This window comes from Mycobacterium zoologicum (genome assembly GCF_020181635.2).
Taxonomy (GTDB): domain Bacteria; phylum Actinomycetota; class Actinomycetes; order Mycobacteriales; family Mycobacteriaceae; genus Mycobacterium; species Mycobacterium zoologicum.
Genome location: NZ_JAYJJS010000010.1, coordinates 1 through 23,216, shown reverse-complemented (window position 1 = coordinate 23,216; position 23,216 = coordinate 1). Strand labels below are relative to the sequence as shown.

General features: G+C 67.3%; 18 protein-coding genes. 11 read left to right on the top strand and 7 right to left on the bottom strand.

Translation table 11 applies throughout. The features are described from left to right. Window positions 1-113 precede the first annotated feature (113 nt). Together car and K6T84_RS10290 are read left to right on the top strand one after the other, a co-directional pair. Window positions 114-3,653 carry a carboxylic acid reductase gene (gene car, locus K6T84_RS10295; RefSeq protein ID WP_225400966.1) on the top strand — a complete coding sequence of 1,180 codons (3,540 nt, stop codon included), beginning with the start codon at window positions 114-116 and terminating at the stop codon, window positions 3,651-3,653. A 297-nt stretch (window positions 3,654-3,950) separates the two neighbouring features. After that, a complete protein-coding gene (locus K6T84_RS10290; RefSeq protein ID WP_225400965.1) occupies window positions 3,951-4,109 on the top strand; it encodes a hypothetical protein in 159 nt (52 codons plus the stop codon). Here the strand turns inward: K6T84_RS10290 and K6T84_RS10285 are convergent. Next, entirely contained in the window at window positions 4,106-4,870 is a 765-nt protein-coding gene (locus K6T84_RS10285; protein WP_225400964.1) for a L,D-transpeptidase, read from the bottom strand. The two genes, K6T84_RS10290 and K6T84_RS10285, sit on opposite strands and share 4 nt — an antisense overlap. A gap of 39 nt (window positions 4,871-4,909) precedes the next feature. Further along, on the bottom strand, window positions 4,910-5,392 hold the full coding sequence (locus K6T84_RS10280) for an F-box protein (protein ID WP_225400963.1): 483 nt from the start codon (window positions 5,390-5,392) through the stop codon (window positions 4,910-4,912). Window positions 5,393-5,542: 150 nt separating this feature from the next. Between K6T84_RS10280 and K6T84_RS10275 the strand changes: the two genes are divergently transcribed. Together K6T84_RS10275 and K6T84_RS10270 are read left to right on the top strand one after the other, a co-directional pair. Further along, complete coding sequence (locus K6T84_RS10275) at window positions 5,543-6,613, top strand: S1C family serine protease (RefSeq protein ID WP_225400962.1); 1,071 nt, start codon at window positions 5,543-5,545, stop codon at window positions 6,611-6,613. Between the two features lie 14 nt (window positions 6,614-6,627). After that, entirely contained in the window at window positions 6,628-7,311 is a 684-nt protein-coding gene (locus K6T84_RS10270) for a YoaK family protein (protein WP_225400961.1), read from the top strand. Window positions 7,312-7,392: 81 nt separating this feature from the next. Here K6T84_RS10270 and ag85C read toward each other — a convergent pair whose 3' ends face one another. Further along, entirely contained in the window at window positions 7,393-8,385 is a 993-nt protein-coding gene (gene ag85C / locus K6T84_RS10265) for a diacylglycerol acyltransferase/mycolyltransferase Ag85C (protein ID WP_225400960.1), read from the bottom strand. A gap of 212 nt (window positions 8,386-8,597) precedes the next feature. Between ag85C and K6T84_RS10260 the strand changes: the two genes are divergently transcribed. Both K6T84_RS10260 and K6T84_RS10255 read left to right on the top strand, forming a co-directional pair. Next, entirely contained in the window at window positions 8,598-9,812 is a 1,215-nt protein-coding gene (locus tag K6T84_RS10260) for a CoA transferase (RefSeq protein WP_225400959.1), read from the top strand. A gap of 20 nt (window positions 9,813-9,832) precedes the next feature. Then, window positions 9,833-10,288 carry a MaoC family dehydratase gene (locus K6T84_RS10255; RefSeq protein WP_225400958.1) on the top strand — a complete coding sequence of 152 codons (456 nt, stop codon included), beginning with the start codon at window positions 9,833-9,835 and terminating at the stop codon, window positions 10,286-10,288. Here the strand turns inward: K6T84_RS10255 and K6T84_RS10250 are convergent. Together K6T84_RS10250 and glnA are read right to left on the bottom strand one after the other, a co-directional pair. Then, window positions 10,276-11,232 carry a MinD/ParA family ATP-binding protein gene (locus K6T84_RS10250; RefSeq protein WP_225400957.1) on the bottom strand — a complete coding sequence of 319 codons (957 nt, stop codon included), beginning with the start codon at window positions 11,230-11,232 and terminating at the stop codon, window positions 10,276-10,278. The genes K6T84_RS10255 and K6T84_RS10250 overlap by 13 nt on opposite strands. Window positions 11,233-11,282: 50 nt before the next feature. Next, window positions 11,283-12,707 (bottom strand): type I glutamate--ammonia ligase, encoded by a 1,425-nt coding sequence (gene glnA / locus K6T84_RS10245; RefSeq protein ID WP_225400956.1) that lies wholly within the window; start codon window positions 12,705-12,707, stop codon window positions 11,283-11,285. A 271-nt stretch (window positions 12,708-12,978) separates the two neighbouring features. On the opposite strand from glnA, the gene gltB reads away from it, so the two are divergent. The 3 genes from gltB (at window position 12,979) to K6T84_RS10230 (ending at window position 19,356) form a co-directional block, all read left to right on the top strand. After that, a complete protein-coding gene (gene gltB / locus K6T84_RS10240) occupies window positions 12,979-17,592 on the top strand; it encodes a glutamate synthase large subunit (protein WP_225400955.1) in 4,614 nt (1,537 codons plus the stop codon). After that, window positions 17,585-19,036 carry a glutamate synthase subunit beta gene (gene gltD, locus K6T84_RS10235; RefSeq protein WP_225400954.1) on the top strand — a complete coding sequence of 484 codons (1,452 nt, stop codon included), beginning with the start codon at window positions 17,585-17,587 and terminating at the stop codon, window positions 19,034-19,036. The genes gltB and gltD overlap by 8 nt, the downstream gene beginning before the upstream one ends. A gap of 170 nt (window positions 19,037-19,206) precedes the next feature. Further along, window positions 19,207-19,356 (top strand): hypothetical protein, encoded by a 150-nt coding sequence (locus K6T84_RS10230; protein ID WP_225400953.1) that lies wholly within the window; start codon window positions 19,207-19,209, stop codon window positions 19,354-19,356. A 6-nt stretch (window positions 19,357-19,362) separates the two neighbouring features. Here K6T84_RS10230 and K6T84_RS10225 read toward each other — a convergent pair whose 3' ends face one another. Next, window positions 19,363-20,211, bottom strand: a complete 849-nt coding sequence (locus K6T84_RS10225) for an LLM class F420-dependent oxidoreductase (protein ID WP_225400952.1) — start codon at window positions 20,209-20,211, stop codon at window positions 19,363-19,365. Window positions 20,212-20,282: 71 nt separating this feature from the next. On the opposite strand from K6T84_RS10225, the gene K6T84_RS10220 reads away from it, so the two are divergent. After that, window positions 20,283-20,705 (top strand): hypothetical protein, encoded by a 423-nt coding sequence (locus K6T84_RS10220; RefSeq protein WP_225399943.1) that lies wholly within the window; start codon window positions 20,283-20,285, stop codon window positions 20,703-20,705. A gap of 1 nt (window position 20,706) precedes the next feature. Here K6T84_RS10220 and K6T84_RS10215 read toward each other — a convergent pair whose 3' ends face one another. After that, complete coding sequence (locus K6T84_RS10215) at window positions 20,707-21,345, bottom strand: TetR/AcrR family transcriptional regulator (RefSeq protein ID WP_225400951.1); 639 nt, start codon at window positions 21,343-21,345, stop codon at window positions 20,707-20,709. A gap of 80 nt (window positions 21,346-21,425) precedes the next feature. Here K6T84_RS10215 and K6T84_RS10210 point away from each other — a divergent pair, with 80 nt between their 5' ends. After that, window positions 21,426-22,895, top strand: coding sequence for a flavin-containing monooxygenase (locus tag K6T84_RS10210; protein ID WP_225400950.1), 1,470 nt, complete (start codon window positions 21,426-21,428; stop codon window positions 22,893-22,895). Window positions 22,896-23,216: the final 321 nt, after the last annotated feature.

Sequence of the window (23,216 nt, the reverse complement as noted above, 5' to 3'; positions counted from 1 at the left end):
CACACCAGCTCAGGGCGCCTAAATTAAATTAGTTTTGCTAACATAGTTTTTGTTGGCGCAGCGTCGCACCCTCGAAAAAATACTTCAGCGATATCCCCTTAGAGGTCCCGATTATGTCTATCGATTCATCCACCGCAGCCGAGGAACAGAAGGCCCTTCGCGTCGCCGTGCTGGCCGCGTCCGATCCCCAGTTCGCCGCAGCCCAACCCGACCCGGCCGTCGCCGCCGCCGTCGAAGCGCAGACGAAGCTGGCGCCGATCGTGCGAGCCGTCCTGGACGGCTATGCCGACCGGCCCGCGCTCGGTCAGCGCGCAGTCGAGTTCGTCGCCGACCCGGCGTCCGGGCGCACCGTCGCGCAATTGCAGCCCCGCTTCGACACCGTCAGCTACGGCGAGTTGGCGCAACGGGTCCGCGCCGTCAGCGCGGCCCTGGCCGCCGCCGCCGTCCGGCCCGGTGACCGCGTCGCGGTGCTGGGCTTCACCAGCGTCGACTACACCGTCATCGACGTTGCGCTGGGTCAGATCGGTGGCGTCTCCGTGCCGCTGCAGACCTCAGCGGCGGTCGGCACCCTGGCTCCGATCGTGGCCGAGACCGAGCCGCGCGTGATCGCCGCCAGCGTGGGCTCACTGTCCGACGCGGTCGAGTTGGTGCTGGCCGGGCCGGCCCCGACCCGCCTGGTGGTGTTCGACTACCACGAGCAGGTCGACGACCACCGGGACGCGCTCGCGGACGCCCGGGCGCGACTGGCCGGTCTCGAGATCGTGGTCGAGCCGCTGGCCGACCTGCTCGCCCGCGGCCGCAACCTGTCCGCGCCGGCCGAGTCCGCTGCCGACGAGCAGGATGACCCGCTGGCCCTGCTCGTCTACACCTCCGGCAGCACCGGAGCGCCCAAGGGTGCGATGTACCCGCAGAGCAACGTGTCGCGGATGTGGGTCCGGTCGACCAAGAACTGGTTCGGGCCGAGCGCCGCCTCGATCACCCTGAACTTCATGCCGATGAGCCACATCATGGGTCGCGGCATCCTTTTCGGCACGCTCGGCAACGGCGGCACCGCCTACTTCAGTGCGCGTAGCGACCTGTCGACATTCCTCGAAGACCTCGCGCTGGTGCGGCCCACCGAGCTGAACTTGGTGCCCCGGATCTGGGAGATGCTCTTCCAGCACTTCCAAAGCGAACTGAACGGAATCGCCGACGGAGGCGGGGAGGCCGCCGAGGCGCAGGTGCTCGCCCAGATGCGCCGCGACCTGCTCGGCGGGCGCTGCATCTTCGCGATGAGCGGATCCGCGCCGATCTCCGAGGAGCTGCGGACTTGGGTGGAGGAGCTCACCGAACAGCACGTGATGAACGGCTACGGATCGACCGAGGCCGGGATGGTGCTCTTCGACGGCCAAGTGCAGCGGCCGCCGGTGCTTGACTACAAGCTGGCCGACGTGCCCGACCTCGGCTACTTCGGCACCGACCAGCCGCACCCGCGCGGTGAGCTGCTGCTCAAGACCGAGAACCTGTTCCCCGGTTACTACAAGCGCCCGGAGATCACCGCCGAGGTGTTCGACGCCGACGGCTACTACCGCACCGGCGACGTGGTCGCCGAGGTCGCGCCTGACCACCTGGTCTACGTCGACCGGCGCAACAACGTACTCAAGCTGGCCCAGGGCGAGTTCGTCACCCTGGCCAAACTGGAGGCGGAGTTCGGCAACAGCCCACTGTTGCGCCAGATCTACGTCTACGGCAACAGTGCGCAGCCCTACCTGGTGGCGGTCGTGGTGCCGACGGAGGACGCCCTGGCACGCTTGGATGCCGCCGGCCTCAAGTCGGCCATCGCCGAGTCGCTCCAGCAAGTCGCCAAGGATGCCGACCTGCAGTCCTACGAGGTACCCCGAGACTTCATCGTCGAGGCCGAACCCTTCACCCTGGAGAACGGGCTGCTCACCGGCATCCGCAAGCTGGCCTGGCCAAAACTGAAGGCGCACTACGGTGAACGCCTAGAGCGGCTCTACACCGACCTGGCCGAAGGTCAGGCCAACGAGCTGACCGAGCTACGCCGGAACGGCGCACAGCGGCCCACGGGCGAGACCGTGGCCCGAGCCGCCGCCGCACTGCTGGGTTCCTCGGCCGACGTCGCGTCCGACTCCCACTTCACCGACCTCGGTGGTGACTCGCTGTCCGCGCTGACCTTCGGCAACCTGCTGCGCGACATCTTCGATGTCGACGTCCCGGTCGGCGTCATCGTCAGTCCGGCAAGCGATCTGGCGTCGATCGCCGACTACATCGATGCCGAGCGGCAGGGCGCTCAAACCGGTACCAGACGGCCCAGTTTCGCCTCGGTTCACGGCCGCGACGCGGTCGAGGTGACCGCCGCTCAGCTCACCCTGGACAAGTTCCTCGACGAGGCCACTCTGGCTGCGGCACCGTCCCTGCCCGGCCCGTCCGAGCAGGTGCGCACCGTGCTGCTCACCGGTGCCACCGGCTTCTTGGGCCGCTACCTGGCGCTGGAGTGGCTGGAACGGCTCGATGCCGCTTATGGCGAGGCGGACGGCACGCTGATCTGCCTGGTGCGGGCCCGCTCCGATGAGGACGCCCGCCGCCGGCTCGACGACGTCTTCGACAGCGGTGACGCGAAAATGCTTGCCCGCTATCGGGAATTGGCGGCCAAGCACCTGCAGGTGGTGGCCGGCGACAAGGGCGAGGAGAACCTCGGCCTGGATGCCGACACCTGGCAGCGGTTGGCCGAGGACGTCGACGTGATCGTCGACCCGGCCGCGCTGGTCAACCACGTGCTGCCCTACAGCGAGCTGTTCGGCCCGAACGTGGTGGGCACCGCCGAACTGATCCGGGTCGCCCTGACCGGAAAGATCAAGCCGTTCACCTACTTCTCCACCATCGGTGTCGGCGATCAGATTCCGCTGGGCGCCTTCACCGAGGATGCCGACGTGCGGGTGATGAGTTCGGTGCGGGCCATCAACGACGGCTACGCCAACGGTTACGGCAACAGCAAGTGGGGCGGCGAGGTGCTGCTGGCCGAGGCCCACGATCTGTGCGGCCTGCCGGTCGCGGTGTTCCGCTGCGACATGATCCTGGCCGACACCAGCTACGCCGGCCAGCTCAACCTGCCGGACATGTTCACCCGGATGATGTTCAGCCTGGTCGCGTCCGGAGTCGCCCCCGGCTCGTTCTACGAGCTCGACGCCGACGGCAACCGTCAGCGCGCGCACTACGACGGCCTGCCGGTGGAGTTCATCGCCAACGCGTCCACCACCTTGGGCGCGGGTAGCGCCCCGGCCGGCACAGCCGGGTTCGCCACCTACCACGTGATGAACCCGCACGACGACGGCCTGGGCATGGACGAGTTCGTCGACTGGCTCATCGAGGCCGGCTACCCGGTCCGGCGGATCGCCGACTACAGCGAGTGGCTGCAGCGGTTCGAGACCACCCTGCGGGCACTGCCGGAGCGGCAGCGCCAGGCGTCACTGCTGCCGCTGCTGCACAACTACCAGAAGCCGCAGCCGCCGATCAGCGGGTCGATCGCTCCGACGGATCGGTTCCGTGCGGCGGTGCAGCAAGCGGAAATCGGTGCTGTGAAAGACATTCCGCACGTGACACCGGCGGTGATCGTCAAGTACATCACCGACCTGGAGCTGCTCGGTGTGCTCTGAGTCGACCGGGTCTCGAATCAGCCGCTGCGCCAAGGTGTTTCGCGGCATGGTTTGACGACCTCGGATTTCAGTGAGATCATGTCGGTAATGCAACGGCGCCCGCGTGCGTCTCGGCCGGAAGGAGGTGAGGGCGAAGTGAGTCCCAGTGACGGACCTTATCCAAGTTCGATGACCAGTTCGTTCGCCACCGTCCCCGGCGCTCTTGCTATCCCCTGAACCGCGAAGGCCTGAACCTCGAGTTCGGCTGCTCGCAAGGGCTTGCGCCGGCCGGTGGAATTCCCCGGCAGGAGAAGAATCATGGCTTTCACTGTTACCACTCGTACTGGCCGTACCACTCGTACTGGCCGCGGCGTGATCGCCCGGCTGCGTCACCTGGGTATTCAGGCGATGGGCGCACAGCAGCGCACCGAGCGCTACATAGCGCACATGCCGACGGCGGTGCTCGGCGCCTGCTAGGCCTGCACGATGATCGGGTCGCCCAAGTGCACCGAGTTGAAGTACCACGCTGCGTCGTCGGGGCTCAGGTTGATGCAGCCGTGGCTGACATTCGCGTAGCCCTGTGAGCCCGTCGACCAGGGCGCCGAATGCACGTAGACCCCACTCCAGGTCACCCGGACGGCGTACTCGCCGTTAAGCAGGTAGCCCTCCGGATCGTTGAGCGGAATGCCGATGGTGCGCGAATCGAACTTGATGGTGCGCTCTTTGGTCAGTGCGGTGAACGAACCGATCGGGGTGGGGCGCTTGGGCTTACCCATCGAGGCCGCCATCACCCGCAGCATCTCGCCGTTCACGCTCACGGTGAAGGTGTGGTCGGAGATGTCGGCGACTCCCAGCACGGCGTCGCCGGTCTCGAATCCCGTCTTCATCCCGTGGACGTCAACGCTGATCTTGGAGTGCGGTGCCCAGTAGCCGTCCGGAATCCACTGCACCTCATCGGAACTCGGCCATTCGAAGTGACCGGTGCGAGCAGGTGTCGAGGAGATGTGGATGCCGCGTTCGGCTGCTGCCCGGTCACCGACCGGACCGGCGAACGTCACGATCACCGGGTAGGCGACCCCCACCACCGAGCCGGCCGCGGGCTCGATGGCTGCCACGGCCGGGTTGTTGCTGCCTCGGTCAGGTGTGATCTGTGCGGCCTGACCCACCCCGGCCGACGCCGTCATCACCAGGGCCACCGAGCCGGCCAGCGCCACAATTCCCCTCAACATGCGGTACATGGCGTCCATTGTGCCAAGCCGAACGCCATTGGCGCAGATTCAGCCGTCCTGCGGCGATGCCAGCAGGTCGCCCCAGGCCGCCTTGGCGCCGGACTCGCCGATGGTGTGGATGGCGAACATCGCCCCGCCGGCCAGGGCTAGCACCGCCACGCCCAGGACCAGCCGGACCGGCATCGCAAGGCCGCGCTCGCGCGATCCGGCCAGGTGCAGGCCGGCCAGCAGCGCCGCCGCGACAACCAGGGCCAGCGCCATGTAGACGCCGTACTCGCCGGCGGACATGTGAGTGTCGAGCTGTGGGGATCCGGCGATCTTCCCGGTGTCGGCGAGCCATTCCCCGGCGGTGACCGTCAGCGGCGTGACCACCAGCGTGACGCCCGCCAGCACCGCTACCAGCCACACCAGTCGCCGCCGTGCCGCCGGCCACAGCGTGCAGACGATCAGCAGAATGCCTGTGAGCGGCACCAGCGCCACCACCGAGTGCAGCAACAGGATGTGGGCGGGCAATCCGGCGATCGTCGTCATGGCTGTCCTTCCGTCGGCAGACCCAGCCTTCCCTCAACAGGGCTCGGGCACAAGACCCATGTCTCCCCAGCTCTGGGCCGCTGTTTGTGGTCAGTACCGGCGGTTCCGGTAAGCTTGCCGTGTTTGTGACCTGAGCGCAGGAGGTAACCGATGAGCGGATCGCATCGCCCTGGACGGTGGTGGCTGCTCAACTTGACGGCTGCCACGGTGGCCCCATTGGTCATGGTGGCCACAACCGGCCTGGGCCTGATGGCTGCACCGGTGCAGGCGCTGCCGGCGATTCCCGCCCCCCCGCTGGACCCCGCGGCCATGCTCGCGCAGGTCGGTCCGGCGGTGGTCAACATCGACACCCAGATGGACTACCAGAGCGCCGTCGGCGCCGGAACCGGCATCGTGTTGGACCCGGGCGGCATCGTGCTGACCAACAACCATGTCATCGCAGGAGCCACCGGCATCACCGCCGTGTCGGTCGGCACCGGCCAGACCTACGACGTGGACGTACTGGGCTTCGACCGCAGCCATGACGTCGCTGTGTTGCAGCTGCGCGGCGCATCCGGCCTGCCGGCCGCCAACATCGGCAGTTCCGCCCGGGTTGCAGTCGGCGACCCGGTGGTCGCGATGGGCAACGCCGGTGGCCACGGCGGCCAGCCGAGCGCGGAGCCCGGTCGTGTCATCGCGTTGAACCAGACCGTCTCGGCCGCCGATGAGCTGACCGGCAGCACCGAGACCCTGAACAACATGATCAAGGCCGACACCGCGATCCGCCCCGGCGACTCGGGCGGCCCGATGGTCAACGCGGCCGGCCAGGTGATCGGGATGAACACCGCGGCCAGCGACAACTACAAGTTCGCCCAGCCGGGCGGCGAGGGTTACGCCATCCCGATCGATCAGGCGATGGCCATCGCCGGACAGATCCGGGCCGGCACCCCGTCGAGCACCGTGCACATCGGCGAGACCGCGTTCATGGGCGTCGGAGTGGTGGACGACAACGGCGGCGCCCGCGTCGCGCAGGTGCTGGCCGGCACCCCGGCGGCCGCGTCGGGCATCGCCAAGGACGACATGATCACCTCGGTCAACGGCCGGCCGGTCAACTCGGCTACCGACCTGACCGACGTGCTCGACCAGTGCCACCCCGGTGACACCGTCACCCTGAGCTGGCGCAGCGCGATGGGCGGCGACCACAGCGCCAGCGTCACGTTGGTACCCGGCCCGGTCGGCTGAGGCCGCCGGCACGCGTGATCCGCGAGAACTACGACAGCGAGACCAAGCTGTCGTGGGTGCTTGCCGCCCTCGCCGGGACGTTGGCGGCCGCGGCGTTCACCCACTCGGAGGGTTACTTCGTCACGTTCATGACCGGCAACGCCGGCCGTGCGGTGCTGGGCGTGTTCACCGATAATCAGTGGCTGTCGATCTCGGCCGGGGCGCTGCTGCTGTCGTTCCTGGCCGGGGTGGTGACCGCGGCGGTGTGCCATCGCCGGGTGTGGCCGCAGCGGCCGCACGGGGCGCTGATACTGACCGCGATCGCGCTGGTGACCGCGACCCTGGTCGACTGGCTGGTCGAAGGCGGACCGGCGCTGCCGCTGCCGCTGTTGCCGATCCTGCTGGTCGCGTTCGGGGTGGGCGCGCTGAACACCACGTTTCTCCGCGACGGCGAGGTGTCGATTCCGCTGAGCTACATCACCGGGACGGTGGTCAAGCTGGGCCAGGGCATCGAACGCCACATCAGCGGCGGTGGCACGGTCCACGACTGGCTCGGCTACTTCCTGCTGTTCACCGGGTACGTGTTCGGTGCGTTCGTCGGCGGTTGCATCAGTCTGTTCGCCGGCGGCACCTGGATGCTGGTCATGGCCTCGGGCGTCTGCGTGCTGGCAACCTTCTACACCTACGGCTACGTCGACCGTCGCGGGTTGTGGAAGTAGGACAAACGCCGAGACCGACGTTTCGCAGATCCGCTGTCGGATCTTGCCTGCGAAACGTCGGTCTCGGGTTGGGGGGCCTGATCAGGTCGGGTCGACGGTGGAGCTGAGCACCCGCTGGATGTCCGGCTTCATCGCGACAAGCTGCTCGTTCCAGTACGGCCAGTCGTGCGTTCCGTTGGCCGGGAAGTTGAACACGCCGTTGTTGCCGCCGGCCGCGGTGTAGTTCTGCTGGAACGTCTGGTTGGTGCGCAGCGTCATGCTCTCCAGGAATTTGGCGGGCATGTTGTTGCCGCCCAGGTCGTTGGGCGTGCCGTTGCCGCAGTAGACCCAGATGCGGGTCCGGTTGGCGACCAGCCGCGGGATCTGCACCATGGCGTCGTTGCGCTTCCATGCCGGGTCGGACGACGGCCCCCACATGCTGTTCGCGTTGTAGCCGCCGGCGTCATTCATGGCCAGCCCGATCAGCGTCGGCCACCAGCCTTCGGACGGGTTCAAGAATCCGGAAAGCGCTGCGGCGTAGACGAACTGCTGCGGGTAGTAGGCCGCCAGGATCAGCGCCGAACCGCCCGCCATCGACAGGCCCACCACGGCGTTGCCGTTGGGGGAGACGCTCTTGTTGGCCTGCAGCCACGACGGCAGCTCGCGGGTCAGGAAGGTCTCCCACTTGTAGGTGTAGTTCTGGCCGTTGCCCTGCGACGGCTGGTACCAGTCGGAGTAGAAGCTGGACTGGCCGCCGACCGGCATGATCACCGACAGGCCGGACTGGTAGTACTCCTCGAACGCCGGGGTGTTGATGTCCCAGCCGTTGTAGTCGTCCTGGGCGCGCAGGCCGTCGAGCAGGTAGACCGCGTGCGATCCGCCCGGCTGGAACTGCACCTTGATGTCGCGGCCCATGGACGCCGACGGCACCTGGAGGTACTCCACCGGCAACCCGGGGCGGGAGAACGCCGAGGCGTCGCCCGAACCGCCGGTGACTCCGACGAGGCCGGCAAGCAGTGCGGCCCCCACCGCCGCGACCCCGAGACGGCGCGGTAGCCGACGGGCCGCGTGTCGCAACTTCTCAACGCTCTTCATAGCCTTTTCCCATCCGATGATCGATCCGCCCGCGGCGGCTTGGTGCCTGGTCTTGCCCTGCTGAAGGCAGTCAAACACGGTGGTCGGCTGTGTCCTGTTCGCCGCCACGGGATTTCATATCGCGGTTCGGCAACGATTGAGATTCGGCGCGGACTCGCCCGGGCGCCGGTTAGACATATAGTCGACGTAGTCACGAGAACGAGGAGTGCGCCATGCAACCGACAGCAGGGGCCCCGGCAGGCCCGCTGACCGGCGTGCGCGTCATCGAGATCGGCAGCTTCGTGGCGGTGCCGCTGGCGGGGATGACGCTGGCACAACTGGGTGCCGACGTGGTGCGTGTCGATCCGGTCGGCGGGGCCGCGGACTATCGCCGCTGGCCGGTCGCGCAGGCCGGCACCTCGATCTACTGGACCGGGCTGAACAAGGGCAAGCGGTCGTTCGTCGCCGACCTGCGGGCGCCCGACGGGCAGCAGGTGGTCCAGCGCCTGATCGCCGAGGCCGGGGTGGTACTGACCAATATGGCGGGCCGGCAATGGCTTTCCTTCGACACGCTGGCTGGGCTTCGTCCGGATCTGATCCACCTCGAGGTGCTGGGGAAAGCGGACGGCTCGACTGCGGTGGACTACACCGTGAACGCCGCGGTCGGATTTCCGCTGGTCACCGGGCCCGGCGATTACCGGGCGCCGATCAATCATGTGCTGCCGGCGTGGGATATCGCCTGCGGTCTGCACGGTGCGCTTGCGGTGGCCGCCGCGGTGCATCGTCGTGAAAACACCGGCCAGGGTGCCCGGATCAGCCTGGCTCTGGAGGATGTCGCGCTGGCCACCGCCGGCACGCTGGGCTTTCTCACCGAGGCGATGGTGAACGGCACCCGGCGTGAACCCATCGGTAATGCCCTCTACGGCCAGTACGGGCAGAGCTTCACCAGCAGTGACGGGGCGACGTTCATGATTGTCACGCTCACCGACCGGCATTTCCGCGACCTGACCGAGCTGACCGGAACCACCAAAGTCCTTGCCGCCCTTGCCTCGGCGCGGGATATCGACTTCTCTGACGAGGGCCAGCGCTACCGCAATCGCGACCTGCTGACCGGGCTGTTCGGTGGCTGGTTCGCCGAATGCACCGCGGACCAGATCGAAGCCGCCCTGGGGGAGACCTCGCTACTGTGGGACCGCTACCGCAACTTCACCGAAGTCGCTGCCGGCCAACGGGTTCGCGACAGTGCGATGTTCGCGCCGCTGCATCAGCCGGGGGTGGGCGACTACCTGGCCGCCGGCCTGCCCACGCGCATCGACGGGGTGCACGCGCCGGCGGCCGCGGCGCCGGAGTTGGGCGCCGACACCGTCGCGATACTGGCCGACCGCCTCGGAATAGCACCCGAAGACATCGACAAGCTGTGCCAATCCGGCACGGTGGCAACGGATTAACGAAGGAAACGGGACGGTATATGCGCACATTCGCCTCGATCGAAGAACTCGCTGCCTGTCAGGGGGAGCTGATCGGCCAAAGTGACTGGGTCACCATCACCCAGGAGGCGGTCAACCTGTTCGCCGACGCCACCGGGGATCACCAGTGGATTCACGTCGACCCGGAGCGGGCGGCCTCAGGTCCGTTCGGAACCACGATCGCCCACGGCTACATGACACTGGCCATGCTGCCGCAGCTGATGCACCAGATCTACCGCCTCGACGGCGTCAAGCTGGCGATCAACTACGGGCTAAACAAGGTCCGGTTTCCGGCGCCGGTTCCGGTCGGCTCCAAGATCCGCGCGGAGACCTCCGTGGTGGAGGTGGCCGACGCCGGCGGCGGCGCCCACCAGGTGACCCTGTCGACCACGGTTGCCATCGACGCCCATGCCAAGCCGGCATGTGTCGCCGAGAGCGTGGTGCGCTACCTGCTCTGATCGGTGGGCCGGCCGCCGGGGCGGGAGGCGAAGTGGCGGGCGATGATCGCCGCGATGTGCAGGAACCGCCGCCGGGTGTCCGGCGCCATCTCCTGCACCACGTCGATCACGCCGCCGGGCCGTAGGTGCGGGTCGAACGGCACCTCCACGACGGCCTGACCGTGCGCCACGAACTGGGCGCTCAGGGCCGCACGGGTGCGCCGGTCCGCGTGCCCGTCGGAGTCGTTGAGCACCACCACGGTCCGGTGCAGCAGCCCGCCCTGGCCGCGGTGGGCCAGCCACTCCATGGTCTTGGCCGCTGCGCCGGCTCCGTCCGCCCACGGGGAGGAGACCACGATGAGCGCGTCGAGGTCGCGCAGCGCCTCCTGGGTGACCGGCGAATCCATCGTCGAACCGCAGTCGATGATCGAGATGGCGAAATGCCGGTCCAGGCGCAGCGCCGCCTCTCGGTACAGCGCCGCGTCGAGGGTCCGTCGTCCCCCGGCGGCGGGCTCGCCGATGAGCACGTAGAGCCCTGCGGCGTTGGCTCCCACCCGGCTGCTGATGTCGGCGAACGACTGCAGGCCCGCATCGGCCGCCAGGTCCCAGTATGAGCTGGTGGCATGCGGATCGATGCGGCTGCCCAGGCGCCCGAAGGCGGTGTCGGCGTCGACGGCCACCACGTGATCGGTGCGCCGCAGGGCCGCGAACACCGAACCGACACTGGCCGCCACCGTCGTCTTACCGACGCCGCCCTTGCCCAGCACCCCCACCTTGTAGGTGCCGCGCGGCAGGGATCGGATGGCAGCCTCGTAGGCGGCCTCCTCCTGTTCGGCCGGTGACGGGCCCAGGTTGATCAGGCCCAGCGTCGCCGAGAGCACGAGGCGCCGCCAGCCGCGGCGCGGTTGGGGACGCGGCGGCCGGACCGCTGCCGGATTCGGGAACGGTTGGGGTTGGGTGTACATAGGCCTGCCAGCTTAACCGCGAGGATGGCCTGCGGGGCCGCAGCAGGAGATCAGCAGTCGTAATACAGCGCGAATTCGTACGGGTGCGGGCGCAGGTTCACCGGGGCGATCTCGTTCTCGCGCTTGTAGCCGATCCAGGTCTCGATCAGGTCGGTGGTGAATACCCCACCCTCGGTGAGGTATTCGTGGTCGGCTTCCAGGTTGTCCATCACCTGGGAGAGTGAGGTCGGGGCCTGCGGGATGCCGGCGGCCTCATCGGGCGGCAGCTCGTAGAGATCCTTGTCGACCGGTGCGGCCGGCTCGATCTTGTGCTTGATGCCGTCGATACCGGCCATCAGCATGGCCGCGAACGCCAGATACGGGTTGCCCGAGGAGTCCGGGCAGCGGAACTCCATGCGCTTGGCCTTCGGGTTGGTGCCGGTGATCGGGATGCGCACGCACGCCGAGCGGTTGCGCTGGCTGTACACCAGGTTGATCGGCGCTTCGAAGTGCGGGACCAGGCGCTTGTAGGAGTTGATCGTCGGGTTGGTGAACGCCAGCAGTGACGGCGCGTGGTGCAGGATGCCGCCGATGTAGTGCCGTGCGGTGTCGGACAACCCGGCGTAGCCGATGTCGTCGTAGAACAGCGGTTCGCCGTCCTTCCACACCGACTGGTGCACGTGCATGCCCGAGCCGTTGTCGCCGAACAGTGGCTTGGGCATGAAGGTGACGGTCTTGCCGTGCGCCCAGGCGGTGTTCTTGATGATGTATTTGAACAGCATCAGGTCGTCGGCGGCGGCCAGCAGTGTGTTGAACTTGTAGTTGATCTCGGTCTGGCCGCCGGTGCCGACCTCGTGGTGGCCGCGCTCGACGGTGAAGCCCGCATCGGTCAGGTTGGTGCTCATGACATCACGCAGATCGACGTACTGGTCGACGGGCGCCACCGGAAAGTAACCGCCCTTGGGGCGCACCTTGTAACCCCGGTTGGGGCTGCCGTCGGCCTCGGCGGAACGGCCGGTGTTCCACCACCCCGAGACCGAATCCACCTCGTAGAACGACCCGTTCATCTGCGAGTCGAAGGAGACTGAGTCGAAGATGTAGAACTCGGCCTCGGCGCCGAAGTAGGCGGTGTCGGCGATCCCGGTGCTGGACAGGTAGTTTTCCGCCTTGCGGGCGATGTTGCGCGGATCACGCGAATACGGCTCGCGGGTGAAGGGGTCGTGCACGAAGAAGTTCACGTTCAACGTCTTTGCTGACCGGAACGGATCGATGCGCGCAGTGCTGGCGTCGGGCAGCAGCAGCATGTCCGATTCGTGGATGGACTGGAAGCCCCGGATCGACGAACCGTCGAACGCCAGCCCGTCGGTGAAGACGCTCTGGTCGAACGCCGTGGCAGGAATCGAGAAGTGCTGCATCACACCAGGCAGATCACAGAATCGAACGTCGACGTACTCGATGTTCTCGTCCGCTACGAGCTTCAGGATCTCGTCGGTCATGGGGGGCCTCCTTCGGGTACGGACAGCCCGACCATAAGCAAGGCACATTTCCCGCGCGTGATCCTGTTATTGCGCTGATGTAACACAAAACTCACCGTTTTGGAGTTTGCCCAGCGGCTGGCGCCGCGGCCGGACCCGGGTATATCGTGGCGATGCCTGCCGGTAATTTTCGCCGCGGGCAAAACCGTTCAACGTCGCACGGCTGAAATCCCCGTCTTGCATCGCAGCTCATTGGGCGATGCACCAGGCAAGTGCGAAGGGTCAGGTACTGATGTCGACCACCCCGATCGGTCTCTACAACCCCGCGTTCGAGCATGGCGCGTGCGGAGTGGCCATGGTTGTCGACATCCATGGCCGGCGCAGCCGCGACATCGTCGACAAGTCGATCACCGCGCTGCTCAACCTGGAACATCGGGGCGCCGCCGGGGCCGAGCCGAACAGCGGTGACGGCGCCGGCATCATGCTCCAGATCCCCGACCGATTCCTGCGTGCGGTGACCGATTTCGACCTGCCCGCCGAAGGTTGCTACGCAACCGGGATGGCGTTCCTGCCGCAGTCGGCCAAGGAGGCGGTGGCGGCCTGCGTCGCGGTGGAGAAGATCGCCGAGGCCGAGGGGCTCACAGTGCTCGGCTGGCGTGATGTGCCCACCGACGACTCGTCGCTGGGCGCCTTGGCGCGCGATGCGATGCCGACCTTCCGGCAGCTGTTCCTGGCCGGGGCGTCCGGGATGGAGCTGGAGCGCCGGGCGTATGTGGTGCGCAAGCGCGCGGAGCACGAGCTGGGCAACCGGGGCCCGGGCCAGGACGGTCCCGGGCGGGAGACCGTCTACTTCCCGAGCCTTTCCGGTCGGACGATCGTCTACAAGGGCATGCTGACCACCCCGCAGCTCAAGGCCTTCTACCCGGATCTGGCGGACCCGCGGATGGAGAGCGCGCTGGGCATCGTGCATTCCCGGTTCTCCACCAACACCTTCCCGTCGTGGCCGCTGGCGCACCCGTTCCGGCGCATCGCACACAACGGCGAGATCAACACCGTCACCGGCAACGAGAACTGGATGCGGGCCCGCGAAGCGCTGATCCGTACCGATGTCTTCGGCTCGGCCGAGTCCGGAAACGGCGGCAGCACCGCCGACAAGCTCTTCCCGATCTGCACCCCGGGTGCCTCCGACACCGCACGATTCGACGAGGTGCTGGAGCTGCTGCATCTGGGCGGCCGCAGCCTTCCGCACGCGGTGCTGATGATGATCCCGGAGGCCTGGGAGCGCCACCAGGCGATGGAGCCCGAGCTGCGGGCGTTCTACGAGTACCACGACTCGCTGATGGAGCCGTGGGACGGCCCCGCCTCGATGACCTTCACCGACGGCACCCTGGTGGGTGCGGTTCTGGACCGCAACGGTCTGCGGCCGTCGCGGATCTGGGTCACCAACGACGGCCTGGTGGTGATGGCCTCGGAGTCCGGGGTGCTCGACCTGGATCCGTCCACCGTGGTGCACCGGCAGCGGCTGCAGCCCGGGCGGATGTTCCTGGTCGACACCGAAGCCGGCCGGATCATCTCCGATGACGAGATCAAGTCCACCCTGGCGGCGCAGCGGCCGTACCGCCAGTGGATCAACGAGGCCCTGATCCCCATCGAGGAGCTGCCGCCGGGTGAGGTGCCCCGGATGGAGCATCACCGGGTTCTGCTGCGCCAGCACATGTTCGGCTACACCAATGAAGAACTGAACCTGGTTCTCGCGCCGATGGCCCGCACCGGGGCCGAGCCGATCGGCTCGATGGGCACCGACACCCCGGTCGCGGTGCTCTCAGCTCGGCCGCGGATGCTGTTCGACTACTTCCAGCAGATGTTCGCCCAGGTCACCAATCCGCCGCTGGACGCCATCCGCGAAGAGGTGGTCACCAGCCTGCAGGGTGCGCTCGGTCCCGAGGGCGACCTGCTCAACACCGAGGAGCCCACCTGGCGCCAGGTGGTGCTGTCCCAGCCGATCCTGAGCAACTCCGACCTGGCCAAGCTGGTGTCGCTGGACCCGGATCTGCCCATCGGCTCACGTGGCAGACACGGCCTGTCCGCCGCGGTGATTCACTGCCTGTACCCGGTCGCCGAGGGCGGCGCGGGTCTGCGCGCCGCGCTGCGACAGGTGTGCGCCCGGGCGTCGGCGGCGATCAAGGACGGGGCCGGTTTCATCGTGATCTCCGACCGGGAGTCCGACGAGACGCTGGCCCCCATCCCGTCGCTGCTGGCCACCGCCGCGGTGCACCACCATCTGGTCGCCGAACGCACCCGCACCCGGGTCGGCCTGGTGGTCGAATCCGGTGATGCCCGCGAGGTGCACCACGTGGCGGCGCTGCTCGGGTTCGGTGCCGCCGCGGTCAACCCCTACCTGGCGTTCGAGTCGGTGCAGGACATGATCGACCGGGGCATGATCAAGGGCCTCGACGGTGAGCATGCGATCGCCAACTACGCCAAGGCCGCCGCCAAGGGTGTGCTCAAAGTCATGTCCAAGATGGGCATCTCGACCCGGGCCTCCTACACCGGCGCGCAACTGTTCCAGCCGGTCGGTATCTCCCAGGACATTCTCGACGAATACTTCACCGGCCTGTTCTGCCCGATCGGGGGAATCACCCTCGACGAGATCGCCGCCGACGTCGCGGCTCGCCACGCGATGGCGTATCTGGCCCGGCCCGAGGAGCAGGCGCACCGCGAGCTGCCGGTGGGCGGTGAGTACCAGTGGCGGCGGGAGGGCGAGTACCACCTGTTCAACCCCGAAACCGTGTTCAAACTGCAGCACTCCACGCGCACCGGCCAGTACGCGGTGTTCAAGGAGTACACCGCGATGGTCGATGACCAGAGTGAGCGGCTGGCCACGCTGCGGGGCCTGCTGAAGTTCAAAGCCGGGGAACGCAAGCCGATTCCGATCGAGGAGGTGGAGCCGGCTACCGAGATCGTCAAGCGGTTCGCCACCGGCGCTATGAGCTACGGCTCGATCTCCGCCGAAGCTCACGAGACCCTGGCGATCGCGATGAACCGGATCGGTGGCCGGTCGAACTGTGGTGAGGGCGGTGAGCACGCCGACCGGTACCTGCCGGATGAGAACGGCGACTGGCGGCGCAGCGCGATCAAGCAGGTGGCGTCCGCCCGCTTCGGTGTCACCAGCGACTACCTGGTGAACTGCTCGGACCTGCAGATCAAGATCGCCCAGGGCGCCAAACCCGGAGAGGGCGGCCAGCTTCCGGGCAACAAGGTGTACCCGTGGATCGCCGAGGTCCGCCACGCCACTCCCGGCGTCGGGCTGATCTCGCCGCCGCCGCACCACGACATCTACTCGATCGAAGACCTCAAACAACTGATCTACGACCTGAAGAACGCCAACCCGGCCGCCCGCATCCACGTCAAACTGGTCGCCGAGAACGGGGTGGGCACGGTGGCGGCCGGGGTGTCCAAGGCGCACGCCGATGTGGTGCTGATCTCCGGGCACGACGGGGGCACCGGCGCCGCGCCGCTGACCTCGCTCAAGCATGCCGGGGCGCCGTGGGAGCTGGGGCTGGCCGAGACCCAGCAGACGTTGCTGCTCAACGGGCTTCGGGACCGGATCGTGGTGCAGGTGGACGGTCAGCTCAAGACCGGCCGGGACGTGGTGATCGCCGCGTTGCTCGGCGCCGAGGAGTTCGGCTTCGCCACCGCGCCGCTGGTGGTGTCGGGCTGCATCATGATGCGGGTCTGCCATCTCGACACCTGCCCGGTCGGGGTGGCCACCCAGAATCCGGAGCTGCGCAAGCGGTTCAGCGGCCAGCCGGAGTTCGTCGAGAACTTCTTCTGGTTCATCGCCGAGGAGGTGCGCGAATACCTTGCCGCACTGGGCTTCCGCACCCTCAACGAGGCTGTCGGGCAGGTGGGTGCCCTGGACACCACCATGGCCCGGGCGCACTGGAAGGCCCACCGGCTCGACCTCGACCCGGTGCTGCACGCGCCGGAGTCGGCGTTCATGAACCAGGACCTGTACTGCACCTCCGGTCAGGATCACGGGCTGGAGAAGGCACTGGATCAGCAGTTGATCGCGCAGAGTCGCGAGGCGCTGGACTCGGGCACCCCGGTGCGGTTCGACTGCGAGATCTCCAACGTGAACCGGACCGTCGGCACCCTGCTCGGCAACCGGGTCACCACAACCTATGGCGCCCAAGGGCTTCCCGATGACACCATCGACATCACCTTCACCGGGTCGGCGGGCAACAGCTTCGGTGCGTTCCTGCCGCGCGGGATCACCCTCCGGGTCTTCGGTGACGCCAATGACTACGCCGGCAAGGGACTCTCCGGTGGCCGGATCGTGGTGCGCCCGCCGCGCGACGCCCCGCAGGGTTATGTCGCCGAGGACAACATCATCGGCGGCAACGTGATCCTGTTCGGGGCCACCGGAGGCCAGGCCTTCCTGCGTGGAAAGGTCGGGGAACGGTTCGCGGTCCGCAACTCCGGCGCGGAGGCGGTGGTGGAGGGCGTCGGCGACCACGGCTGCGAGTACATGACCGGCGGCAAGGTGGTGGTGCTCGGGCCGACCGGGCGCAACTTCGCGGCGGGGATGTCCGGCGGCATGGCCTATGTGTGGGACCCGCACCGCGACCTGCCGCACAAGCTCAACACCGAGATGGTGGATCTGGACATGTTCGGTGACTTCGACAACGCCGACATCGCCTGGCTGCGTGGCCTGTTGGCCGCGCACGTCGAGGCCACCGACTCCGCGCCCGCACGGGCGATCCTGTCCGACTGGCCCAACCAGCGCCGTCACTTCGTCCGAGTGATGCCACGCGACTACCGGCGGGTGCTCGCCGCTACCGCCGAGGCGAAGGCGAACGGCACCGACCCGAATGAGGCGATTATGGCGGCAGCTCATGGCTGACCCGAAAGGCTTTCTGACCAACCCCCAGCGGATCCTGCCGCTACGGCGCCCGGTCGCCCAGCGACTCGGCGACTGGAACGAGGTATACGAGGAGTTCGCCGAGGACACCGTCCGTCAGCAGGCGGGGCGCTGCATGGACTGCGGTATCCCGTTCTGCCACAACGGGTGTCCGCTGGGGAATCTGATCCCGGAGTGGAACGACCTGGTGCGCACCGGTCGCTGGCGCGAAGCCTTCGACCGGCTGCACGCCACCAATAACTTCCCGGACTTCACCGGGCGGCTGTGCCCCGCGCCGTGCGAACCGGCCTGTGTGCTGGGCATCAACCAGCCGCCGGTGACCATCAAGCAGGTCGAGTACGAGATCGTCGAACGCGGGTTCGCCGAGGGCTGGGCGGACCCGATTCCGCCGTCGGTCCGAACCGGGAAGTCGGTCGCAGTGGTGGGCTCCGGGCCGGCGGGACTCGCCGCGGCCCAGCAGCTCACCCGGGCCGGGCATTCGGTGACGGTGTTCGAGCGCGACGACCGCATCGGCGGGCTACTGCGTTACGGGATACCGGAATTCAAGATGGAGAAGCGGATCATCGACCGGCGCCTGGCGCAGATGACCGCCGAGGGCACCGCGTTCGAGACCGGCGTGAACGTCGGCGTAGACGTTACCGCCGAGCGGCTTCGCGCCGAGTTCGACGCGGTGGTGCTGGCCGGCGGCGCGACCGCCTGGCGTGACCTGCCGGTGCCGGGCCGTGAACTCGAGGGCATCCACCAGGCGATGGAGTTCCTGCCGTGGGCCAATCGGGTGCAGGCCGGCGACCTGGCCGAACCGCCGATCACCGCCAAGGGCAAGAAGGTGATCATCATCGGCGGCGGTGACACCGGCGCGGACTGCCTGGGCACCGTGCACCGCCAAGGCGGGACCTGCGTGCACCAGTTCGAGATCATGCCGCGCCCGCCGGAGACCCGCGACGCGTCGACACCCTGGCCGATGTACCCCTTGGTCATGCGGACCACCTCCGCGCACGAGGAGGGTGGCGACCGGGTGTTCTCGGTCAACACCGAGGAGTTCACCGGACGCGACGGCCGGGTGACCGGGTTGCGGGCCCACGAGGTGCGCCGGCAGGGCGGTGCCTTCGAGAAGGTCGACGGCACCGACTTCGAGCTGGAAGCCGACCTGGTCCTGCTGGCGATGGGGTTCGTCGGCCCGGAGCGCGCGGGGTTGCTCACCGATCTGGGTGTGGAGTTCAACGCTCGCGGAAACGTCACGCGTGACGCCTCTTTCGCCACCGGGGTGCCGGGCGTCTATGTCGCGGGCGACATGGGGCGGGGGCAGTCCCTGATCGTGTGGGCGATCGCCGAGGGACGTGCCGCGGCGGCCGCCGTGGACCGCTACCTGATGGGGACCACCGCGCTGCCGGCTCCGATCGCGCCGACGACCGTCGCGATCCACTGAGGGACCAAGAAACACAACAGTCACTTCAGTAACTTCTACATCACAATCCGGCGAGTCGATCTCTGTTAGCCAATGAGCGGGTGTCTAATGGTCGGCACCACGAACAGTGTTAGCCACACGTTGACACCGTCCGTGTTGTTCCGTTCTGGGCCGAGCCGGGGGTCAGCGCCGTGCACATCAACCCGATATACCGCTACCGCATGGGTCGGATGGCCTGGTCGCTGCTGCGACACCCGTTGCGCAGCCGCGAATTCCCGGCCAAGCATGAACGGCTGATCACCGCCGACGAGTTGATGCGTTTCGCCGTCCGAGCTGTCTGAGCCGAGCTAGCAGAGCAGTCCGGAATCCCTGGCCGCCTCGGCCATCGGCTCCAGCACGTGCGGGTCATAGGGCACCGGCAGGTAGATGATCGCCAGGTCCAGGCCCTGTGCCCCCAGTGCCGCCGCGTCATCGATCACCTTGCGGTAGTCCAGATCCGGGTCCAGTCGCAGGTGCGCTGAGAGCCGGATCTCCTTCGGGTCCCGGCCGATGTCGGCGCAGTGGGCGGCCAGGACGTCGCGCTTGCGCGCGAACTCCGCGGGCGTGCCCCCGACGAAGTTCCAGTGCTGGGCGTAGCGCGCGGTGATCTTCAGCGTGCGCTTCTCGCCGCTGCCGCCGATGCAGATCGGCGGGTGCGGACGTTGCGGCCCCTTGGGCTCGTTACGCGCGCCCTTGAGCTGGTAGTAGCGGCCGTCGAAGTCCGTTGTCTCCTGGCTGAGCAGGCCGACCAGCACCTCGCAGGCCTCCTCGAACCGGTCGAAGCGCTCCTTGATGGTGCCCAACTCGATGCCGTAGGCCCCGGACTCCTCCTCGTTCCAGCCTGCGCCGATGCCCAGCTCCAGCCGGCCGCCGGAGATGATGTCCAGTGCGGCAGCCATATTCGCCAGTACCGCGGGGTGGCGGTAGTGGATCCCGGTGACCAGCGTGCCCACCCGCAGCCGGGTGGTGGCCTGGGCCAGCGCGGTCAGCGTCGTCCAGCCCTCCAGGCACGGCCCGGTGGAATCGGTGAAGATCGGATAGAAGTGGTCGAAGGTCCAGCCGGACTCGTAGACATCGATGTCGTCGGCAGCGCGCCAGACAGCGAGCATGTCGGCCCATGCGGTGTTCTGCGGTGAGGTTTTGAAGGCGAAACGCATTCGGTCGAGCGTAGTGCGTTTCCCCGCCCGGCGAACGAAGCTCACCGCCGGGTTAGGCTCACCGTGTGCTACTGACGCTGGGGATCGACACCAAGGTGACCCTGCTTGCCGCGGGCCTGATCTTTCTGTTGGCGCTGTTGTTGGGGGTCTGGAAGTACCAGCAGATCCTCACCTCGGACAAGCACCAGGCCCACATCTATGTCGACATCGCGCATCGGGCGGCGCTGATGTACTCGTTTGCCACCCTGCTGGTCGCGGTCTTCGTCGAACTCAGCGGCTGGCCGACGTGGGTGAACATGACCGCGGCGATGGTGGTGGTGTACTTCTTCGTCACCGCGATCGGCACCTACATGCTGCACGGCGCGTTGCACGACACCACAAACCAATTCGAGAAGCCCGGCTGGTTCCTGCGGGCCGGCATGGTGTTGCTCATCCTCGGAGAGATCGGCGGCTTCGCGGTGCTGCTGGGTGGATTCGGCGTCGCGCAGTTCTGAGTCAGGACGCCTGACCGTAGATGCTGCTCACCCAGATGTGGGTCAGCGTGTCGACCACCTTCTCGGGCGGTACCGACGGCTTCTCGGCCACCAGTGCGGCCATCATGGTCCGTTCGTTCATCTGATTCAGTGACGTCGCCAGGTCCAGGGCGTCGATGGTGACCGGGGCCGCGCCGCGTTCACGTTCGGCGGTGATCATCGCGGCGGTCTGCTCGATCCACCTGCCCATGAACCCGTTCCACACCGCTCGAAACTCCGGGCTGGTGGCCAGTGCCTCGGTTCCGGCGCGGGCGATTGCCCGGTGCGAGGTGAACGCGACGAAGAACGCCTTGATCCCGCTGCGCCAGATCCGGCGCGGGTCGGTCGGCAGGCGTTGCACCGCGCCGACGAACTCCGCGTCGGCCGACTCGATCAGCGGCCCCAGCAGGGAGAGCAGCACCGCGTCCTTGGACTTGAAGTAGAAGTAGAAGGTGGGCCGGGAGATGCCGGCTCCTTTGGCCAGGTCGTCGACCGAGATCTCGGTCAGCGAACGTTCCTCCAGCAGTCGTTCGGCGGTCGCCAGGATCGCCTGCTCGCGGTCGTCGCCGGATGGGCGTGTCGAACGTCGGCTGCGGGTACGCGTCGAGCCGGGCCGGGTCACAACGGATAGTTTACACGGTGTTGAGAAAATCAACACAATGTCGAGAGATTGCGGCGGCGGGTTGACTACGCTATTCGCCCGTGTCCGAACACCTCGACGTCGTGGTTGTAGGCGCGGGGATCTCCGGGATCAGCGCCGCGTGGCACCTGCAGCGGCACTGCCCGTCGAAAAGCTATGCGGTCCTGGAACGCCGGGCCGATCTGGGCGGCACCTGGGACCTGTTCAAATACCCCGGGATTCGGTCGGACTCGGACATGTTCACCTTCGCCTTCCGGTTCAAGCCGTGGACGGCCGACACCACCATCGCCGACGGCGCGGCGATCAAGGACTACCTGCGTGAAACCGTCGCCGACCACGGCATCGGCGAACACATCCGCTACGGGCACCGGTTGCTGGCCGCCGACTGGAGCGACGCCGACGCCGCCTGGAAGCTGACCGTGCAGCGTGACGGCGAGATCGTCGAGATCAGCTGTGGCTTTCTGGTCGCCTGCAGCGGCTACTACGACTATGACGACGCCTACGCCCCGGAGTTCCCGGGAGCCGACGAGTTCACCGGACCGATCGTCCATCCCCAGCATTGGCCCGACGACCTGGACTACACCGGCAAGAGGATCGCGGTGATCGGCTCGGGTGCCACCGCGGTGACCCTGGTCCCGGCGCTGGTGGAGTCCGGGGCGGGCCACGTCACCATGGTGCAGCGCTCCCCGGGCTACATCGGTCTGCTGCGCTCGGTCGATCCGGTGGCACGCGGGCTCAACCGGCTGTTGCCGACCCGGGCCGCCGCCCGGGCCAACCGGTGGGGCTACATCGTCGGACAGGTCGGCGTCTACCAGGTGAGCCGGCGCTTCCCGAACTTCATGCGCAGGACGCTGATGCGGATGGCCCGCCGGCGACTGCCCGAGGGGTTCGACGTGGCCAAGCACTTCGGCCCCGATTACCAGCCGTGGGACCAGCGGTTGTGCCTGGCTCCCGACGGGGACCTGTTCGCGGCGATCAGCTCCGGCCGGGCCGACGTGGTCACCGATGAGATCGAGACGTTCACTCCGGCCGGCATTCGGTTGAGCTCCGGTGATGAGCTGCCCGCCGAGGTGATCATCACTGCGACCGGGCTGAACCTGCGACTGTTCGGCGGTGCCGAGATCAGCCGCAACGGCGAGGCGATCAGCCCGCGCGACACGGTGGCCTACCGGGGCATGATGCTCAGCGGCGTGCCGAACCTGGCGTTCACCGTCGGCTACAGCAACGCGTCTTGGACTCTGAAAGCCGACTTGGTGTCGGAATCGGTTTGCCGGGTGCTCAACTTCATGGCCTCTCAGGGGTTTGACACCGTGGTCCCGCGTGAACCCGACCCGCACGTCCAGGATCGGCCACTGGTGAAGCAGCTCTCCGGGTATGTCCTGCGCGCCCTGGAGCATCTGCCACGGGCGGGGTCGCACCGCCCGTGGCGGCTACACGACAACTACCTGCTGGATTCTGCGTTAATCCGGCGGAGCAGGGTCGATGACGGCCACCTGCTGTTCGGCCGTCGCCCGTCGCACGACGAGGACTGATTTCCGACGTCATGGTCGTCTGTGTCATATTCCTCGACGGTGGTCGCCGCAGGAACGGTGGACAGAGCTGGCACGCCGTAGAGGCCCGTTTGGTCTCAAGTTCCCGAGAAGTCAACCCAGGTCTACATACCCATCAGGGCTGATTGACCAGTAAAAGCTAATGAAATGCACGCACACGACGCGTGAATGGTCAGATAAGGTAGACATTCGTTTAGATTGTTTGGTAACTTTTCCGCGAACTTAGTAATAGACGTCGCTGATGACACGCGGCGTTCTCACAGCAGAGGGAGTGATGTGAATGTCGAAACGGGATAGCGGTCG

Bases quoted from the DNA above. Each gene is read 5' to 3' on its own strand.
- car (WP_225400966.1), top strand. From the start codon at position 114: ATGTCTATCGATTCATCCACCGCAGCCGAGGAACAGAAGGCCCTTCGC.
- K6T84_RS10290 (WP_225400965.1), top strand. From the start codon at position 3,951: ATGGCTTTCACTGTTACCACTCGTACTGGCCGTACCACTCGTACTGGC.
- K6T84_RS10285 (WP_225400964.1), bottom strand. From the start codon at position 4,870: ATGTACCGCATGTTGAGGGGAATTGTGGCGCTGGCCGGCTCGGTGGCC.
- K6T84_RS10280 (WP_225400963.1), bottom strand. From the start codon at position 5,392: ATGACGACGATCGCCGGATTGCCCGCCCACATCCTGTTGCTGCACTCG.
- K6T84_RS10275 (WP_225400962.1), top strand. From the start codon at position 5,543: ATGAGCGGATCGCATCGCCCTGGACGGTGGTGGCTGCTCAACTTGACG.
- ag85C (WP_225400960.1), bottom strand. From the start codon at position 8,385: ATGAAGAGCGTTGAGAAGTTGCGACACGCGGCCCGTCGGCTACCGCGC.
- K6T84_RS10260 (WP_225400959.1), top strand. From the start codon at position 8,598: ATGCAACCGACAGCAGGGGCCCCGGCAGGCCCGCTGACCGGCGTGCGC.
- K6T84_RS10255 (WP_225400958.1), top strand. From the start codon at position 9,833: ATGCGCACATTCGCCTCGATCGAAGAACTCGCTGCCTGTCAGGGGGAG.
- K6T84_RS10250 (WP_225400957.1), bottom strand. From the start codon at position 11,232: ATGTACACCCAACCCCAACCGTTCCCGAATCCGGCAGCGGTCCGGCCG.
- glnA (WP_225400956.1), bottom strand. From the start codon at position 12,707: ATGACCGACGAGATCCTGAAGCTCGTAGCGGACGAGAACATCGAGTAC.
- gltB (WP_225400955.1), top strand. From the start codon at position 12,979: ATGTCGACCACCCCGATCGGTCTCTACAACCCCGCGTTCGAGCATGGC.
- gltD (WP_225400954.1), top strand. From the start codon at position 17,585: ATGGCTGACCCGAAAGGCTTTCTGACCAACCCCCAGCGGATCCTGCCG.
- K6T84_RS10225 (WP_225400952.1), bottom strand. From the start codon at position 20,211: ATGCGTTTCGCCTTCAAAACCTCACCGCAGAACACCGCATGGGCCGAC.